Consider the following 17,639-nt stretch of genomic DNA (forward strand, 5'->3'; position numbering starts at 1 on the left):
GGTCAGCGCGACCAGTCGCGCTGCACCCTGCGCTGCAAGGCGCGCATGCCGTAGTCGATGCCTGCGCCTATCAGGCCGATGGTGATCATTCCGCTGATCACGATGGCGGGCTCCAGATTGCTGCCGCCCTGCACGATCATGTAGCCCAGCCCGGTCGAACCCACGATCAGTTCCGCGCCGATCAAGGACTGCCAGCCGAACCCCGCGCCGACGCGGATGCCAGCGACGATGTGCGCCAATGCGGCCGGCAGCAGGATTTCCGTCAGCGTCGTCCAGCGCCCCGCCCCCAGCATCTGGCCGGCCTCGATCAAGGCGCGGTCGATCTGCCTGGCGCCGCGATAGGCGTTCAGTACACAGGGCGCGAAGGCGCCGGCGAATATCACCAGCGTGGGCGACAGGAATCCGGTGCCGAACCAGAAGATCGCGAACGGCACCCAGGCGATCGGGGGAATGAAGCGGAAGGCTTCGAACACCGGCGCCACCGCCCAATCCAGCGCCTTGAAACGCCCCATGAACAAGCCCAGCGGGACACCAAGCAGGACCGCGATGGAGAAGCTGATCAGGAATTTCTCCAGGCTGGCCAGCAGATGCATCTGCAGCACCGAGCCCGCATAAGGTTCGTGCGTGTGCTCGGCCATGCTGCGCAGCACCGTCAACGGTCCAGGCAGGAAGGCCGGGGACACCAGGCCCAGCCCGGACAGCAATGCCCAACTGCCGAACAGGGTGGCGATGCCCAGCGCCGGCATCAGCCAGCGTTCCAGCACGCGGCGCGACACGAGGGCGCGCGCGCGGGACGGGCCGGCGCGGCTCAGGCTTTCCATGGCATCACCTTGCGTTCGACCTGCGCCAGCAGGGCCGACATCAGCATGCCCATGCTGGCCACGGCGGCCATGGCCACCACGATCATTCCCGAGTTCAGGTCGCGGGTGGCGATGATCAGCACATGGCCCAGGCCGACGAAAGAGCCAACCAGCTCGGCCGCCACCAGCACCATCCAGCAGGCCTGCAGCGAGGTCCTCAGGCCCGTGAAGATGGCGGGCAGCGCGCCTGGAACAATGACTTCCAGCAGCATCAGGCGGCCCGCCGCGCCATTGACGCGCGCCGCCTGGAGCAGCGTGTCGTCGATGTTGCGCACGCCGGTGTAGGTATTGATCACGGTCGGCGCGAAGGCTGCCAGCCAGATGACGAAGACCTTGGCGCTGGTGCCCAGCCCGAACCACAGGATGGTCAGCGGAATCCAGGCGATGGGCGCGATCGGCCGGACAATCTGGAACACCGGATTGACGTAGGCCTCGACCAGCCGGTTCTGCCCCATCAGGATGCCCAGCGGCACCCCCGTCAACGCCGCCGCTGCAAACCCGTACAGCACCAGTCCGGAGCTGGCCGCGATGTGCTGCAACAACGTACCGTCGGCATAGCCTTCCCCAGCGATCTCCAGCAGGGCGTCCCAGGCGTCGGCGGGCGACGGCAGCTGTACCGGGCTCAACAACTCCAACGGCCCCGTGGCCAGGTACCAGGCCAGGAACAGCGCCGTGACCGACGCGCCGCTGACCAGCCAGCGCAGGGACAGGCGCCGGCGCACCGGCGCGGGCGGAGGGGCGGGTGGCCTGGCGACGGTCATGGCGGCGCTCCGGTCGAGCAGGGCCAGGGCGGCCGGAACGCCGCCGACGGCGGGCGGGGAAAGAGGATGGCGGGCCATGTCAATGCGTCCTCAGCACGATCTTTGCCGACGCCGCGCGTCCGCCATCGAGGTCGGAGAAAGCCCGCGCACCCGCACCCAGCTCACGCTCCTCGATCCAGGACAGGTCGCCGAAAGCGCCGCGATGCAGCCCCTCTACTGTCGCGCGCAGGTCGGCGCTGGTGTACGTATAGGCGCCAATGAGGGTGATCTCGTCCAGCGTCAGGCGCCGCATGTCGATCTCGCTGGCCCAGTCCTGCAGGCCGATGTGCAGCATGACGCCGCCTGGCTGCACCGCGGCCAGCGCCGCGGCGCGCGTAAGCTTGCCGCCCACCGCGTCCACCACCAATTCGTACGCGCCCGGTTCGGGCGCAGCCTCGCGCGGATCGAAGGCCATGCAGCCCGCATGCCGCTGCGCCGAGGCGCGCCGCAACGGATTGGTCTCTGCCAGGCTGACGCGGCAGCCCTGGCTGCGCAGCAGCAGCGCCGTCAGGAGGCCGATGGCGCCGCCGCCCACGACCAGCGCGCGGGCTTCGGCCAGCGGCCGGAACAGCGCCCGCTGCGCCAGCGCCAAGCCGTGCAAGGCCGTGGCCGCGGGCTCGGTCAGCGCGGCCGCGGCGGCCGGCATGTCCTGCGGCACGGGTATCAGGCAACGCTCCGGTATGGCCATGAACTCGGCGAACGCGCCGGGACGCGTCATGCCCACCATGCCGCGGTTGCGGCAAAGATTGTTGCGGCCCTGCACGCAGAAATCGCACTGGCCGCAGTGGATCAGCGGATTGCCAGTGACCCGCTGGCCCGCGCGGCTGCCGCCCACCAGCGTGCCGACGAACTCGTGGCCCAGGATCAGCGGCGGACTGCGGCGCGGATCATGTCCATGGTAGGCGTGCATGTCCGAGCCGCAGATGCCCACGGCCTCGATGCGCAGCAGCGCATCACCGTCCGCTGGCGCGGGGTCGGGTTCATCGCGGTAAGTCAGCTGGCCGGGCGCGGTATAGACAAGGGCTTTCATGGCGGGACTCCACGGAGATGCCGATCAGCGAGCCGAAAAGCCGCCGTCTATGAACAGGGTCTGCCCGGTGATGTAGGCCGACGCCTCGCTCGCCAGGAACACGGCCGCGCCGTACAGGTCCTCCAGCCGGCCGTTGCGACCGATCATGGTGCTGGCCGCCAGGGCCTGCACCCGGGCCGGGTCGCTCATCACGGGCGCGGTCAGCGGCGTCTCGAAGAAGCCCGGCGCGATCGCGTTGCAGGTAATTCCGTGGCGCGACCAGTACTCGGCGATGGCGCGGGTCAGCTGCATCAGGCCGCCCTTGGACGCGCCATAGGGCGCGCTGTCGGGAAAGGCGCGCACGCACTGCAGCGAGGTGATATTGACGATGCGGCCCCAGCCGCGTTCGCGCATGGCCGGCGCCAGCGCGCGGGTCAGCAGGAACGGCGCGGTCAGGTTGATCGCCAGCGAGCGGTCCCAGTCCTCGTCGGCCGTGTCCTCGAAGGGCTTGCGCACGTTGATGCCCGAGGCATTTACCAGGATGTCGGGCGCGCCGAACGGTTGGGCCGCGCGGGCGGCAAAGCCGCGCAACGCATCGCGGTCAGCCAGATCGCAGGACAAGGCGCGCGCCCGCAGGCCTTGCGCTTCGAATTCACCCGCGGCGCAAGCCAGCTCCTGCTCGCGCCGCGCCACCAGCACCACGCTGGCGCCGGCCCGCGCCAGCGCCAGGCCGATGGCCTTGCCTATGCCGGAACTGCCGCCGCTTACCAGCGCAACTCGGCCGTCCAGGTCGAACAGGCGGAACATGTCGTTCTGCATGATGGCTTCACTCCCGCACCGGTTCGCCAAGTTCGAAGGACTCTTTGGGAAAGTACTTGGCCAGGCGGTCGTCCGCTGTGCGCGCGTGCGCCTCCATGCCTTCCAGGCGCGAGATCCGCGCCGTCACCTGGGCGGTGTCGCGGCTGGCCTGGCGCGTCATGCGCTGCCAGGTGACGGTCTTGATGAACTTGTGCACCGAAAGGCCGCCCGAATAGCGCGCCGCGCCCTTGGTGGGCAGGATGTGGTTGGTGCCGCTGGCCTTGTCGCCGAACGCCACCGTGGTTTCCTCGCCCAGGAACAGCGAGCCATAGCAGGTCAGATGCCGGAACCACCAGTCCAGGTCCTCGCAATGGACCTCCAGGTGTTCGCTGGCATAGCGGTCGGAGACCTCGACCGCCTCATCGCGCGTATCGCACAGCACCACCTCGCCGTAGTCGCGCCAGGCGGCGCCGGCCGCGTCCCTTGCGGTAGGCGGCAGGGACGCGATCAGTTCGGGCACCCGCTTGAGCACGGCTTCGGCCAACTTGCGGTCGGTGGCGATCAGCCAGGCCGGCGATTCGTGCCCATGCTCGGCCTGCCCGACCAGGTCCGAGGCCACAATCGCCGGGTCCGCCGTCGCGTCGGCGATGATGCAGACCTCCGAAGGCCCGGCGAATACGTCGATGCCCACGCTGCCGAACAGCATGCGCTTGGCCTCGGCCACGAACTTGTTGCCCGGTCCGACGATGATGTCGGCCGGCTTGCCGGTGAACAGGCCGTAGGCCATGGCGGCGATCGCTTGCACGCCCCCCAACGTCATCACGGCGTCCACGCCCGCCACCTGCATGGCGTACAGCACCTGCGGATGTATGCCCTCGCCGCGGTAGGGCGTGGAGCAGGCGATGACCATGGGCACGCCCGCCGCCTTGGCCGTGGCGATGCTCATGTAGGCCGAGGCGATGTGGGCGTAGCGCCCGGTAGGCACATAGCAGCCCGCCACATTGACCGGTATCAGGCGTTGGCCCGCGACCAGGCCGGGCGCGAGCTCCAATTCGAACTCGCGCACCGAAGCCATCTGCGCCTGCGCGAACTTGCGCACCTGGCCGGCGGCGAACTCGATGTCGCGCTTGATGCCGTCGGGAATGGACGCGGTGCGCCGCTCCATCTCTGCGGGGCCGACCAGAATTTCCCCCTCCCATTTATCCAGCCGCCGGGCGTAGTCGCGCACCGCGGCCTCGCCGCCCGACTTGATGTTCGCCAGCATCTCGGCTGCGACCTCGCGCGCGGCGGCCTCATTGCCCTGGGGCTGCCTGGACGCGGATTTGAGCTTGCTTACTGCCATGGTATGGCCTCGCGGAAGAATGGATGAAGCTCAGTTGGTCTTGTTGGCGAAGGTCTTGAGCGCCGGCGTCTGGTCGACTCGCTTCATGTAGTCGTCCGTGATGTAGGCCTTGGGATCCGGCACCTCGGTGAGCGTGCCCACGCTCTTCAAGTAGCCAGACAGGGCCTCGTAGGCGTTATCCAGTGTGGACTTGCCGCCGCTGCGCGACATCAGCTTGAGCTGTTCATCCAGCGTGAAGATCGGCCGTTCCAGCTCCTGCCCCAGGTAGCCGTCGTTGAGCTTGATGCCGTTGGCCTGGAACAGCTTGCGCAGGTAGCCCATGGCTTCCGCCTTGTTGTTCTTTTCGAAGCTGACGGCCCGCAGGTATACCGCCAGGAACTTGGCGACCGCGTCCGGATTCTGCTGGGCGAATTCGCCGCGCGCCACCAGCGCGCCTGGAATCATCACGCCCGCGTCCTTGCCGCTGCACACGACTTCCGCGCCTATCTGTTCGTTGAGCGTGTAGAAATTGGGCGCCCAGGTGCCGGCCAGCATGCCGTTACCTCCGGTGTAGGCGGACACCAGTTGCGCCGGGGCCAGCGTCACCACGCTGACGTCGCTGCGCTGCATGCCCCATTTCTTCAGGCAGGCCATGGTGGCGTATTCGCCCGTCGAGTTCGGACTGAGGAGGATCTGCTTGCCCTTCACTTCCTTGGCCGCGTTGCTGCGCACGGCGGCGGCGTTTTCCTTGCGCGCCATCACGCCGTTGGCGGTCGATTCGTCATTGGTGACGCCGAGCGTCACGATGCCATAGCGCTGCGCGCCCAGCACCGCGGGCGGAGATCCCGTTCCGCCCACGTCCCAGGACTTGGACGCGGCGCCGGCAATCTGCTGCGCCCCCGCCGGATACACCACGAACTCCGGCTTCAGGCCGGCTTCCGCCCACCAGTTCTTTTCCGTGGCGATGTAGATCGGTAGCGCCCAATAGGCAATCTGGTAGCTGACCTTGATGGGAGTCGGCGTCTGGGCCGACACGGACGGGCTCAACAACAAGGCGCCCAGCGGCGCCAGGCACAGACCCAGGATGCGGGGGATTCTCGACATGCTTAGTCTCCGATAGTGGATTCCGGTCTGCATGCGCGAGCTGCCGCGACATTCCCCGGATAGCAGGCCCGGATCTGCGTCCGGGCTCGGTTTTTTGAAAGCGCATACAAAGAATAAGCGCGCAAGAATCCCGTTCAACCCCGAGAAAACCCTAGAGATAGACCGTAGCGTTTCAATAACTGTATATTCACACCATCAAATTTCTGAAAGCGCTTTCAAAAAATGAAGCGAAAATCCGCGCCCCTATCCGGGGACACCCTGAAGTCCATCGCCGTCGCTGGCGGCATCTCGTCGGCAACGTTGTCGCGGGTGTTGAACCACCCGGAAAAAGTGCGGCCCGACCTGCGCGCGCGCGCCATGGCCCTGCTGGCCGAGGCTGGCTACGTACCGCACGGCGCAGCCCGTTCGCTCGCTTCCCGCAAGACCCGGACCATGGGCGCCATCATCCCCACGGTGGACAGCGCCCTGTTCGCCAAGCTGGTCGACGGCATGCAGCAGGCGATCCACGAACACGGCTATCAGCTGCTGCTGGCCAGCACCAACTACAGCCCGGCGCGCGAAGCGGGCGAAGTGCGCGCGCTGATCGAGCGCGGCGTGGACGCCATGATGCTGGTCGGCCGCAGCCGCGACCCGGAACTCTACGAACTGCTGCACTCCAAGGGCATCCCCTTCGTCACCACCTGCCATTACGACGCCGCCGATCCCTGGCCCATGGTGGGCTGGGACAACGCCGCGGCGGCGCAACGCATCGCCGACTACCTGCTGGACATCGGCCACCGCCGCCTCGGCGTGATTGCCGGCATATCCAAGGACAACGACCGCGCCGCCGACCGCGTGGCCGGCTTCACACGCGCCCTGACGCGCCGCGGTATCGAACTGCCGCCGCAGTACGTCATCGAAAAGCCCTACACCGTGCCCGAAGCCCGCCGCGCCATGGCCACCCTGCTGCGCCTGCCCGAGCCGCCCACCGCGGTCATGTGCGGCAACGACATCCTGGCCTATGGCGCGCTGCAGGAATGCCTGTGGCAAAACCTGCGCGTGCCCGAGCAGATCTCGATCACGGGCTTCGACAACATCGAAATGGCCGCTCATTGCCGGCCCGGCATCACCACCCTGAACGTGCCGGCCTTCGAGCTGGGCCAGCGCGCCGCCAACATTCTGCTGGCAGCCGACGCCAACACGCCGCCCGAGAATGTCTGCATCGAACTGGAATTGATCGTCCGCGACACTACCGCGCCGCCGCGCAACAGCGCCAGTGCGCGGCTAGGCCGCTGACCACAACGGAGCAAGCCCCATGGAACACATCGAATCACCCCGCATTGCATTCCTGGGCCTGGGCGTCATGGGGAGCGCGATGCTGCGCAACCTGGCCGCGCAGGGGTATGCAGTTTCAGGCTACGACGTCGTTCCCGCAGCCATGGAGCGCCTGGCCGACACCGGCTTCCGGCGGGCCGCCACGCCCTTGGACGCCGCGCGCGGCTGCGACGTGGCGATCACCATGCTGCCCACCTCGGCCCAGGTCCGCGACGCCTTGTTCGGCGCCGATGGCGCGGCGGCGGGCTTGAATCCGGGCGCCCTGGTCATCGAAATGAGCACCGGCGACGCGGTCGAGACCGACCGCATCGCCGCCGATCTCGCGGCCCTGGGCCTGCGTTGCATGGATGCGCCCGTGGGCCGCACGCCGCGCGAGGCGGCGCAGGGCAAGGCCTTGATCATGGCCGGCGGCGCGCAGGCCGACTTCGTCCAGGCCGCGCCCATCTTCGCCGCCATGGCCAACGAAATCGTGCATGTGGGCGCTTTCGGTTCGGGCATCCGGCTCAAGCTGGTCAACAACTACATGTCCATGGTTGGCATGGTGCTGACGGGCGAAGCGCTGATGTTCGCCGCCAAGCTCGGACTGGACCGCGCCACCGTCGTCAAGGTGCTGTCCAACACCACTGCGGGGCGCGGGCAGCTCCTGACCAATTTCCCCGGCAAGGTACTGGCGGGCGACATCAGCCCCGACTTCCCCATGCGCATGGGCTACAAGGACATCAACCTGGCCATGAACCTGGCGGCCTCGGTGGGCGCGCCGCTGGGCCTGGGCGGCTACGCCCGCGAGATGTTCGCGCTTGCCAAGTCGTGGGGACGGCAGGAGCAGGACTGCACCGCCATGCTGCTGCTGCTCGAAGACGTGGCCCACCTGGACCGCGAGGCCGCGGGGTCCGGCCATGAGTGAGCACATCGCAACCCTGCCCGCGCGGCGGCCGCGCGCATCACGCCGCCGCGTCACCGTGGGCGTGGCCGCCGTCGCCATCGCCTTTGCCGCCTGGTGGATCGTGTCGGCGCTGGGCCTGGTCAATGGCGCGCGCTTTCCCACCCCGCTCACCACCTGGCAGGCCGCGGTGCAGCTCTCGCGCGATTCGGGCTACGCCGGCGGCACGCTGTTCCAGCACATCGGCCACAGCCTGCGCCTGGTGTTCCTGGGATTTCTGGTCGCGATCGGCACCGGCGTCCCGCTGGGCCTGCTGATGGGTTTCAGCAAGCGCATCGACGCCCTGGTCGGGCCGGTATTCTCGCTGCTGCGTCCGATACCGCCGCTGGCCTGGATTCCGCTGGCCATCCTTTGGCTGGGCCTGGGGGATCCGGCGAAGATCTTCCTGATCTGGGTGTCTTCTTTCACGCCTGCCGTCATCAACACCTATGCAGGCGTGCGCAACATCGACCCCACGCTGATCGAGGCCGCGCGCGTGCACGGCGCGGGCAATCCGGTCCGCATGCTGCGCGAGGTCCTGATACCCGGTTCCATGCCCATGATCTTCACCGGCCTGCGGCTGTCGCTGCAGACCGCGTGGATGACGCTGGTGGCGGCGGAACTCATCGGCGCCTTCATCGGCCTGGGCAAGGTGCTGGACACCGCGGCGCTGGACATCCGGCCCGGCATGATCCTGTACGCCATGGTCTGGGTGGGCCTGCTGGGCGCGGTGATGACGCGCGGACTGGAATGGATCGAAAAGAGGGCCTTGCCATGGCTACGCTGACACGCACCTCGGGCGACCCGCCCGCCTTCACCTTCGGCTTGTCCTGCCTGGGGCTGGCCGGCTTCTTCCTGGCCTGGCACCTGCTGAGCGTGGCAGGCGTTTTCCCGCCCAATTACCTGCCTGGCCCGCTGACCGTGCTGCAGACCATCGCGCAGTACAGCAGCGAACCCTATTCCGGCGCCACGCTCTGGACGCACCTGGGCGCCAGCCTCTACCGCTTCGCCTGCGGCTTCCTGCTGGCCGCGGCGGTAGGCATACCGCTGGGCCTGCTGATGGGCTGGTACCGCTGGCTGGACGACGTGGTCAGTCCGTTCTTCGATGCGTTGCGCTTCGTGGCGCCCATCGCCTGGGTGCCGTTCGCCGGCCTGTGGTTCGGCACCGGCATCGGCGGCCCCACCCTGATCATCTTCGCCGGCGCCTTTCCGCCCTGCCTGATCAGCGCCTATCGCGGCGCCAAGTTCGTCGACACGCGGCTGCTGGAAGCCTCGCGCACGCTGGGCGCCAGCGGCCCGCGCATCGTGGCCGAAGTGCTGCTGCCGGCCTCGTTGCCGTCCATCCTGGCCGGCCTGCGCGTCAGCGCCGGCATCGGCTGGCAATCGCTGGTGGGCGCGGAACTGATCGTGGTGGGCAACGGCATCGGCTACATGATGGTCCAGGGGCAGCTCAACGTCGCCACCAATATCGTCATGGCCGGCATGATCGCCATCGGCATCGTCGGCATCTGCATCGACGTTGCGCTGCGCATGTTTGAACAGCGCCTGAAGGCGCGCTGGGGACGCTGATGGACCACGCAATATCGGACTCGACCCTGTCGGTCATCGTCACGGGCGGCGCCAGCGGCATCGGCGCGGCGGTATGCAGGCGCGTGATCGAGGCAGGCGGCTACGCCGCGATCCTGGACCTCAACCAGGAAGCCGCGCACACGCTGGCGCGGGAACTGGGACCGCGCGCGGTGGCCGCCCCGGGCGACGTGCTGGACGAGGCCGGACTGCGGGCCACTCAGGAACGGCTTGCCGCCCTTTTGCCCGCGGTCAACGGACTGGTGAACTGCGCCGGTATCGCCCAGGTTCCAACCGCCATCGAAGACTATCCGGTGGAGGCCTGGGCCCGTGTGGTGGATTCCCATCTGAAAGGCACCTATATCGCCTGCCGCGTATTCGGCAGCGCGATGGCCGAACGCGGACGCGGGGCGGTCGTCAACGTGGCGTCCGTGCTGTCGTTCCGCCCCGGCCCGGTGCTGGCCTACGGTCCGGCCAAGGCCGCCGTGGTCAATCTGACCGAAGCCCTCGCGGTGCACTGGGCGCGCCGCGGCTTGCGCGTCAACGCCATCGCGCCCGGCTGGACCGACACGCCCTTCCTGAAACCCAAGGAGCGGCAGGGGGAGCGGGACATGACGCCGATCCTGAACGCCACGCCGCTAGGCCGCCTGATGCAGCCGCGCGAGATAGCAGACGTCGTGTTCTTCCTGCTGTCGCCCGCGGCCGCGGTCATCACCGGCGCCACCATCCCTTGCGACGGCGGCGTCATCGCCGGATCAGGGTGGGCGCCCTACGGGGGCTTGCCGCGAACTGCCTGAGCGTTGGGAGCGGCCCGGGTCCGCCCGGCGTTTCCCTTGGCAGGGCGCGCGCCGCTACACTACCCGCCGTCATGTTCAACGCCGCCTGTTTCGTCCATGCTTAGCCTTGCCACCGCAGGAGTATTCGCCGTCGGAGTCACCGTCATCCTGGCCATGCCAGGCCCGACCAATACCTTGCTGGCCGCAGCCGGCCTGCGCCTGGGTTTCACGCGCGCGGCGCGGCTGACGATGGCCGAGCTGGCCGGCTACGTCGTGTCGATCTCGCTCTGGGGCCGCTTTCTTGAGCAGGCGGCGAAATCCTTGCCGTGGCTGCCGGCTTGCGTGCGCGCCGCCAGCAGCATCTACATCGCCTGCCTGGCCGTGCGCATGTGGCGCGCCGCCCGCGCCGTGCCGACGGTGGCTCGGCAGGTCATCGGCATGCGCACGCTGTTCACGGCCACCCTGCTCAATCCCAAGGGCATCCTCTTTGCCAGCGCGGTTTTTCCGCCGGCGGCGTTCTGGAGCCTGCCCGCCTACCTTGCAGCCATGGCGCTGTTCACCGCACTGCTGGTGCCGATAGGCCTGGCCTGGGTGGCGTTCGGCGCGTCGCTGGGTGGCGCGAAAACACGCTGGATCGATCCGGCGCGGGCGCAGCGCGGGGCTTCCGTCATCCTGGGATTGTTCTCGCTGACCCTGGCCTGGACAGCGTTCCGCTAGCGCCGCGCGCGGGCGGAGGGAGTCGGAGCGCTAGGCATCTTGGCCCGCGGCCTCCAGCACCACGGCGCGGAACTCCTGCATCAGCGGCGACCAGGTGGCGCCGTGGCGCGTGACCAGTGCCATGCTGCGCCGCAAAGGACGGCCCAGCGCCACCGGCAACTCCGCAATGTCCGGCGCCAGCGCGCTGTGCGGCATCAGCGCCAACAAGTCCGAGCCTGCCAGCAAGGCCAGCGCGCCGCCCGAGAAATGCTGGACTTCCAGCGCCGCCGCGGGCTGCGCCAGGCCCGCCTCGGCATAGCGGGCCTGCAGCGCCTGACGCGCCACCGATCCCTGCATGGGCAGGATCCAGCGTTGGCCTTCCAGGTCGCGCAACGCCAGCTTGCGCCGCGACGCCAGCGGATGCTTGCGGCTGGCGGCCACGCACAGGCCGTCCTCGCGGATCGATTCCTGGTGCAGCGAACCCGGCACGTCGGCGTAGATCGGCGTCACCGCAAGGTCCAGCTTGCCGCCCGCCACCTGCTCGTTGAGATCGTCCGACTGGCCTTGCGTCAACTGCACCCGCAGCGCGGGCCGGCGCGGCAGCAGGCGGCGCAACGCCGGCATCACCACGCTGTCCACGGTAGCGCCGGTGGCGCCAATGCGCAGCAGTCCGGCCTCGCCCAGGCGCAGCTCCATCGCGTTGCGCACGGCGTCACGGTATTCCGCCCACAGCCGCTGCGCATGCTCGCGAAACGCCAGGCCCGCCGAGGTCAGGCGCAAGCCGCGCCCGCCGCGGTCCAGCAGCGCCAGTCCCGTGTCGGCTTCCAGCCGCTGCAAAGACTTGGACAGCGCCGGCTGACTGACGCCGCAGGCGGCTGCGGCGCGGTCCAGGTTGCCGTGTTCCACCACGGCCAGGAAATACTCGATGTCACGCAAGGACAGATTCATAATCAACAGTTATGCATAGACTCAGCTTCAGGAATATTAAGCCGGGCCCGCGCTCCTAGAATCCCTGGATAAACCCGCAGACAGGAGACGCAGCGCGTGGACAAGCAGCCCAATATCGTATTGATCGTGGCCGACAACCTGGGATGGGGCGAATTGGGCTGCTACGGCGGCGGCGCGCTGCGCGGCGCGCCCACCCCCAACATCGACCGGCTGGCCTCGGAAGGGCTGCTGCTGCAGAACTTCAACGTGGAAAGCGACTGCGTGCCTACGCGCTCGGCGCTCATGAGCGGCCGGCATCCCATCCGCACCGGTTGTTTGCAATCGGTGCCTCCCGGCCTGCCGCAAGGCCTGGCGCGCGATGAAATCACGCTGGCCCAGCAACTGTCGGGCCAGGGCTACGCCACCGCGCACTACGGCAAATGGCACCTGGGCGACATCCCCGGCCGCTATCCGTCCGACCGCGGCTTCGACGAGTGGTACGGCATCCCGCGCACCACGGATGAAAGCCAGTTCACCTCGTCCATCGGCTTCGACCCCTCGGTCGCCGACATCCCGCACATCATGCAGGGCCAGGCCGGCTCGCCTTCGGAAAACGTCAAGGTCTACGACCTGGAGACGCGCCGCGGCATCGACGCCGAACTGGTCGACCGGTCCATCGGCTTCATGCGCAAGCATGCCGAGGCGAGCCGCCCCTTCTTCCTATACCTGCCGCTGGTGCACCTGCACTTCCCCACCCTGCCGCACCCGGACTTCGCGGGCCGCACCGGCGCCGGCGACTTCGCCGACTCCATGGTGGAAATGGACCACCGCGTCGGCCAGATCGTGCAGGCGGTGGACGAGCTGAATCTGCGCGACGACACCGTGTTCATTTTCTGCAGCGACAACGGTCCGGAATTCCGCAAGCCCTACCGCGGCACCGCCGGCCCCTGGACCGGTACCTACCACACCGCCATGGAAGGCAGCCTGCGCGTGCCCTTCATGATCCGCTGGCCCGGCCGGGTCCAGCCCGGCCAGGTCTCCAACGAGATCGTCCACGTCACCGACCTGTACACCACGCTGTCGCGCATCGGCGGCGCGTCCATTCCGAAAGACCGGCCCATCGACGGCATAGACCAGACCGACTTTTTCACCGGCGCCAGCCCCGCCTCGCCGCGCGAGGGCTTCCTGTTCTACATCAAGAACGACCTGCGCGCGGTCAAATGGCGCGACTGGAAGCTGCACTTCTACTGGGAGCCCGAGGTCAACGAAGGCAAGGGCAAACTGGAGTCGCCGTACCTGTTCAACCTGAAGCAGGACCCCAAGGAAGAAAGCGACATCCTCATCTTCAACACCTGGGTGCTGGGTCCGATCCTGAAAATGGTGCAGTCCTTCAACCAGTCTTGCGCCGCGCATCCGAATACGCCGCCCGGCAAGCCGGACCCAAGCTGAGACGCGCGGCGGTCCGGGCAAAAAAACACAAAGGGGAAAACATGAAATTCGCTATCCGCTGCTGCGCGCTGCTGCTGGGCGCCGCGCTAACCGCCACCGCCAGCGCGGCAGACACCAAGCTGGAATGGCCTGGCAAGCAGATCACCTGGGTGATCGGCTTCGTGCCGGGCGGCACCGCCGACGTGCTGACCCGCATCGCCGCCCAGGAACTGGCGCGGCGCAGCGGCCTGAACGTCATCGTGGAAAACCGCCCCGGCGCGGCGGGCGCCATCGCCCTGCAGCTGGTGGCACGCAGCAAGGCCAGCGACGGTTACTTGCTGACCGTGCCCGGCCCGCTGATCTACCCCACGCCCCAGCCCGAGATCGGCCGCGAGCTGGCGCCCGTCATCCTGATGGCTCAGGGTCCCATGGTCATCGTCGGCCCCGCCAAGGACGCTCGGGCATCCTTGCAGGACGTGCTGGCGGACGCCCGCCAGCGGCCCGAGGCCTGGAGCTACGGCAGCTCAGGCAACGGCACCTCGCAGAACCTGGCGGGCGAACTGCTCAACCAGTACGCCGGCACCCGTATCGTGCACGTGCCCTACAAGGGCGGCGGCCAGGCGGTGGCCGACGTGGCCGGTGGCCAGATCCCCCTGGCGATCCTGGGCTCGGCCCCGGTCATGCCGCAGATCAAGGCCGGCACGCTGAAAGCCTACGCCGTCACCACGCCCTACCGCCTGGACAGCCTGCCCGGCGTGCCCACGGTGGAAGAGTCCGGCTTCAAAGGCTATGCCGCCACCCAATGGTTCTCGGTCGCGGCCAGCAAGGACATCCCGGCCGCGCAGCTCGATCAGGTCAACGCCGCGCTGCGCGCCGCCGTGGCCACGCCGGAGTTCAAGGCCGCCCTGGACAACGCCGGCATGATCGCCGGCGGCGGCTCGCGGGATGAATTGCAGTCGTTCATCCAGGCGGATAGCGCCAAGTGGCAGAAGCTGATCGACAGCGGGGCGGTGAAGCTGGCGAATTGAGTACAGCAATAAATCGGAGTTCGTCCTGAAGTAACGTCAAGATCTTGATCGGCCCTCCTCAAAAATCTTAGAAGGTGGAGGGCGCCTGATCATTTCTTCTTGCAAAGCAATGGGAAGGCTTGAAAAGCTATATAGCTTAAGCTATAACCGTATGCGAACGCCGAATGTTCTCGATCAACTGGACCAAAACAGCGGTCAAGCAGTTAAGGAAAATCTCTCCCGTCGATCGAAGTCGAATCGTTGAGGAGGTCGCTGAACTGGAGCTGTTTCCCGCGTCGCGCAATGTCAAAGCACTGACCAATCACCAGTTTGGGTTTCGTCTACGTATAGGCCAGTATCGGGTGCTATTCGACGTTGCCGCGGTCGTCCGTATCATCGAGATCCAGGAAGTGAAACGGCGCGACGACCATACCTATTGAGCTGAGCACAAAAACGCCCCATGCGCCTGCATCCCACCATACTTGAATCGGACGGCAAGCCCGCATTCGTTGTCTTGCCCTATTCGGAGTATCTCGCCTTGACGGGTGCACCGGCAGCCATTGCCCGCCGGCCGCCGCGCATTCCCGCAGACGGTACGATTCCACATGAGGTCGTCACGCTCATGACCAGCAACGGCTGGAGCATCGTGCGCGCCTGGCGCGAATATCTGGGGATAACCCAAGTCGACATGGCGGCGCGCCTGGGCATACGTCAGCCCAGCTATGCGGCAATGGAATCCGCGAATGCGAACCCCAGGCGCAGCACCCGTGAGCGCCTCGCGACCGCCTTGGGGGTGCATTTCGACCAGATCGACGTGTAAACGCAAGGCGGCCTAGCAGCCCTGCCCTCAACTCATATACACGCCGCCATTGATCGCATAGTTAGCCCCCGTCACGAACGCCGCCTCATCCGACGCCAGCCAGGCGCACAGCCCCGCCAGATCCTTGGCAGTACCCAGCCGGCCCACCGGCACGCTTTCGACGATACGGTCCAGCAGGGCCGGCGGAAAGGCCTTCACGGTGTCGTCGGCGATGAAGCCCGGCGACGCCAGGTTGACGGTCACGCCGCGCGCCGCGACTTCCTGCGCCAGCGAACGGGTGAAGCCGATCACGGCGCCCTTGGCGGTGGCGTAGTTGATCTGTCCGATCTGGCCTTTCTCCGCGGCCACGGAGCCGATGTTGATGATGCGGCCCCAGCCGCGGTCGGCCATGCTGTCGACGACCTGCTTGGTGGTGTTGAACAGCGTGTCCAGATTGCTGCGCAGCACCGCCGACCAGTCCGCCTGGCTCATCTGGCGAAAGCGCATGTCCAGCATGGCGCCGGCATTGTTCACCAGCACGTCGATCTCGCCGACCTCGCGCCGCACCTTGGCGAAGGCCGCCTCGGTCGAGGCCCAATCGGTGGCGTCGCCCTCGGAGGCGACGAAATCGTAGCCCAGGGATTTCTGTTCCTTCAGCCAGTGGTCCTTGCGCGAGGAGCGCGGCCCGCAGCCTGCCACCACGCGATGTCCCGCGTTGTGCAGCGCCTGGCAGATCGCGGTGCCGGTGTGGCCCATACCGCTGGTGACGTAAGCAATGCGCAAAGCCATGTACTTCCCCTTTTGAAAAGACGGTATCGCGCCGCCGCTCAGCCCATCTGGCCGACCAGCGGGAACAGGCCGAACGCCAGCGCCGCGGCCAGCATCACCAGGCAGACCATCGTGGCCCACTTGAGCGAATAGCGCTGGTGGTCGCCGAAGTCCACGCCGGCCAGGCCGACCAGCAGGTAGGTCGACGGCACCAGCGGGCTCAGCAGGTGCACGGGCTGGCCGATCAACGAGGCGCGCGCCATCTCGACCGGCGAAATGCCGTAACCCTGGGCCGCTTCGCTCAGGATCGGCAGCACGCCGAAGTAGAAGGCGTCGTTGGACATGAAGAAGGTAAAGGGCAGGCTCACCAGCGCGGTAATGCCCGCCAGGTACGGACCCATGGCGTCCGGGATCACCGCCAGCAGGCTGCGCGACATGGCCTCGACCATGCCCGTGCCAGACAGGATGCCGGTGAAGATCCCGGCCGCGAAAATCAGCGACACCACCGACAGCACATTGCCCGCGTGCTGCGCAACGCGGCGGCGCTGTTCGGCCAGGTCCGGATAGTTGATGACCAGCGCAATGGCGAAGGCGATCATGAACAGCACCGGCAGCGGCAGCACGCCCATCACCAGGCTCACCATCAGCGCCAGCGTCAATCCGGCGTTCACCCACAGCAGCTTGGGGCGGCGCAGGTCTTGGTCGACCTCGATTTCGGGCAGGTTCTTGGGGCCGTCCTCGTCATAGCCGGCGTGCAGCGAAGCGCCGTCCGGCAGCGACAGCACGCCCAGGCGGCGGCGTTCGCGCAGGCCCAGGCAGAACGCCAGGATCAGGATGGCGACGATGGCCACGCCCATCACCGGCACCAGCGGCACGAAGATGTCGCCCGCGTCCACGTGCAAGGCGCTTGCGGCGCGCGCCGTCGGGCCGCCCCAGGGCGTGAGGTTCATGACGCCGCTGGCCAGCATCGCCAGACAGGTCATGGACAGCGCGTTCATCTTCAGGCGGCGATACAGCGGCAGCATCGACGCCACCACGATCATGTAGGTGGTCGAACCGTCGCCGTCCAGCGAGATCACCAGCGCCAGCACGGTCGTGCCCACCACGATCTTCAGCGGATCGCCCTTCACCGCGCGCAGGATGCGGCCGACGATGGGGTCGAACAGGCCGGCGTCGATCATGACCCCGAAGTAGAGAATGGCGAACATCAGCATCACGCCGGTGGGCGCAATCTTGCGGATGCCGTCCAGCATCATCTTGTCGATGCCGGAGCCGAACCCGCCCAGCAGGGCGAAAATAATGGGGACAAGGATCAGCGCCACCAACGGCGACAGGCGCTTGGTCATGATCAGCGTCATGAACGTGATCACCATGCCGAAGCCAAGCAGGGTCAGAAGCATGAGGGTTATCTCCGGCTAGTCGTTGTTATGTGCAAGCGCGCCTCCGGCTGGGGAAGCGCGACCGCAAGACTAGAAATAAAAGCTGTCGGCAACCTGTCGTTTTTTTGAACGCGAGTGCGGTGTGGGGTCCATCCCTTCCGCCGCCGG

General features: G+C 67.3%; 19 protein-coding genes. 10 read left to right on the forward strand and 9 right to left on the reverse strand.

Annotated features, from left to right (window positions below):
* Positions 1 to 2: 2 nt before the first annotated feature.
* Genes IAG39_RS24590 through IAG39_RS24615 form a run of 6 tightly spaced genes read right to left on the reverse strand, consistent with a single transcriptional unit; the run spans position 3 to position 5,892 of the window.
* A complete protein-coding gene (locus IAG39_RS24590) occupies positions 3 to 821 on the reverse strand; it encodes an ABC transporter permease (RefSeq protein WP_118931813.1) in 819 nt (272 codons plus the stop codon).
* Positions 809 to 1,699 carry an ABC transporter permease gene (locus tag IAG39_RS24595; RefSeq protein ID WP_223283228.1) on the reverse strand — a complete coding sequence of 297 codons (891 nt, stop codon included), beginning with the start codon at positions 1,697 to 1,699 and terminating at the stop codon, positions 809 to 811. The genes IAG39_RS24590 and IAG39_RS24595 overlap by 13 nt, the downstream gene beginning before the upstream one ends.
* Position 1,700: 1 nt before the next feature.
* Positions 1,701 to 2,690, reverse strand: coding sequence for an alcohol dehydrogenase catalytic domain-containing protein (locus tag IAG39_RS24600; protein WP_118931812.1), 990 nt, complete (start codon positions 2,688 to 2,690; stop codon positions 1,701 to 1,703).
* A 24-nt stretch (positions 2,691 to 2,714) separates the two neighbouring features.
* Positions 2,715 to 3,488 (reverse strand): SDR family NAD(P)-dependent oxidoreductase, encoded by a 774-nt coding sequence (locus IAG39_RS24605; protein ID WP_059375074.1) that lies wholly within the window; start codon positions 3,486 to 3,488, stop codon positions 2,715 to 2,717.
* 7 nt (positions 3,489 to 3,495) lie between these two features.
* Positions 3,496 to 4,809, reverse strand: a complete 1,314-nt coding sequence (gene hisD, locus IAG39_RS24610) for a histidinol dehydrogenase (RefSeq protein ID WP_118931811.1) — start codon at positions 4,807 to 4,809, stop codon at positions 3,496 to 3,498.
* 30 nt (positions 4,810 to 4,839) lie between these two features.
* Positions 4,840 to 5,892: an ABC transporter substrate-binding protein gene (locus IAG39_RS24615; protein WP_059375080.1), complete on the reverse strand. Its 1,053-nt coding sequence runs from the start codon at positions 5,890 to 5,892 to the stop codon at positions 4,840 to 4,842.
* Between the two features lie 222 nt (positions 5,893 to 6,114).
* Here IAG39_RS24615 and IAG39_RS24620 point away from each other — a divergent pair, with 222 nt between their 5' ends.
* From IAG39_RS24620 to IAG39_RS24645, 6 genes are all read left to right on the forward strand, one after another.
* On the forward strand, positions 6,115 to 7,167 hold the full coding sequence (locus IAG39_RS24620) for a substrate-binding domain-containing protein (RefSeq protein ID WP_118931810.1): 1,053 nt from the start codon (positions 6,115 to 6,117) through the stop codon (positions 7,165 to 7,167).
* Between the two features lie 19 nt (positions 7,168 to 7,186).
* A complete protein-coding gene (locus IAG39_RS24625; protein ID WP_118931809.1) occupies positions 7,187 to 8,110 on the forward strand; it encodes an NAD(P)-dependent oxidoreductase in 924 nt (307 codons plus the stop codon).
* Complete coding sequence (locus IAG39_RS24630) at positions 8,103 to 8,912, forward strand: ABC transporter permease (RefSeq protein WP_059375089.1); 810 nt, start codon at positions 8,103 to 8,105, stop codon at positions 8,910 to 8,912. Before IAG39_RS24625 ends, IAG39_RS24630 begins: the two co-directional genes overlap by 8 nt.
* Entirely contained in the window at positions 8,900 to 9,694 is a 795-nt protein-coding gene (locus tag IAG39_RS24635) for an ABC transporter permease (protein WP_059375092.1), read from the forward strand. The genes IAG39_RS24630 and IAG39_RS24635 overlap by 13 nt, the downstream gene beginning before the upstream one ends.
* Positions 9,694 to 10,488 carry an SDR family NAD(P)-dependent oxidoreductase gene (locus IAG39_RS24640; RefSeq protein ID WP_118931808.1) on the forward strand — a complete coding sequence of 265 codons (795 nt, stop codon included), beginning with the start codon at positions 9,694 to 9,696 and terminating at the stop codon, positions 10,486 to 10,488. The genes IAG39_RS24635 and IAG39_RS24640 overlap by 1 nt, the downstream gene beginning before the upstream one ends.
* Positions 10,489 to 10,584: 96 nt before the next feature.
* Positions 10,585 to 11,184, forward strand: a complete 600-nt coding sequence (locus tag IAG39_RS24645) for a LysE family translocator (protein WP_118931807.1) — start codon at positions 10,585 to 10,587, stop codon at positions 11,182 to 11,184.
* Between the two features lie 30 nt (positions 11,185 to 11,214).
* Here the strand turns inward: IAG39_RS24645 and IAG39_RS24650 are convergent, their stop codons facing one another.
* A complete protein-coding gene (locus IAG39_RS24650; RefSeq protein WP_223283227.1) occupies positions 11,215 to 12,099 on the reverse strand; it encodes a LysR family transcriptional regulator in 885 nt (294 codons plus the stop codon).
* Positions 12,100 to 12,207: 108 nt separating this feature from the next.
* On the opposite strand from IAG39_RS24650, the gene IAG39_RS24655 reads away from it, so the two are divergent.
* From IAG39_RS24655 to IAG39_RS24670, 4 genes are all read left to right on the forward strand, one after another.
* The gene (locus IAG39_RS24655) at positions 12,208 to 13,539 is read left to right on the forward strand and encodes an arylsulfatase (RefSeq protein ID WP_118931806.1); all 1,332 of its coding nucleotides are present in this window, start codon (positions 12,208 to 12,210) and stop codon (positions 13,537 to 13,539) included.
* A 41-nt stretch (positions 13,540 to 13,580) separates the two neighbouring features.
* Positions 13,581 to 14,546, forward strand: coding sequence for a tripartite tricarboxylate transporter substrate binding protein (locus tag IAG39_RS24660; RefSeq protein ID WP_118931805.1), 966 nt, complete (start codon positions 13,581 to 13,583; stop codon positions 14,544 to 14,546).
* 164 nt (positions 14,547 to 14,710) lie between these two features.
* A complete protein-coding gene (locus IAG39_RS24665; RefSeq protein WP_059375107.1) occupies positions 14,711 to 14,965 on the forward strand; it encodes a type II toxin-antitoxin system RelE family toxin in 255 nt (84 codons plus the stop codon).
* Positions 14,966 to 14,985: 20 nt separating this feature from the next.
* The gene (locus tag IAG39_RS24670; protein WP_059375110.1) at positions 14,986 to 15,345 is read left to right on the forward strand and encodes a helix-turn-helix domain-containing protein; all 360 of its coding nucleotides are present in this window, start codon (positions 14,986 to 14,988) and stop codon (positions 15,343 to 15,345) included.
* 27 nt (positions 15,346 to 15,372) lie between these two features.
* On the opposite strand, the gene IAG39_RS24675 is transcribed toward IAG39_RS24670, so the two are convergent.
* Positions 15,373 to 16,113 (reverse strand): SDR family oxidoreductase, encoded by a 741-nt coding sequence (locus IAG39_RS24675; protein ID WP_054450373.1) that lies wholly within the window; start codon positions 16,111 to 16,113, stop codon positions 15,373 to 15,375.
* A 38-nt stretch (positions 16,114 to 16,151) separates the two neighbouring features.
* Positions 16,152 to 17,492, reverse strand: coding sequence for a CitMHS family transporter (locus IAG39_RS24680; protein ID WP_059375112.1), 1,341 nt, complete (start codon positions 17,490 to 17,492; stop codon positions 16,152 to 16,154).
* Between the last annotated feature and the right edge of the window lie 147 nt (positions 17,493 to 17,639).

It is taken from the genome of Achromobacter xylosoxidans (genome assembly GCF_014490035.1).
Lineage (GTDB): Bacteria > Pseudomonadota > Gammaproteobacteria > Burkholderiales > Burkholderiaceae_B > Achromobacter > Achromobacter bronchisepticus_A.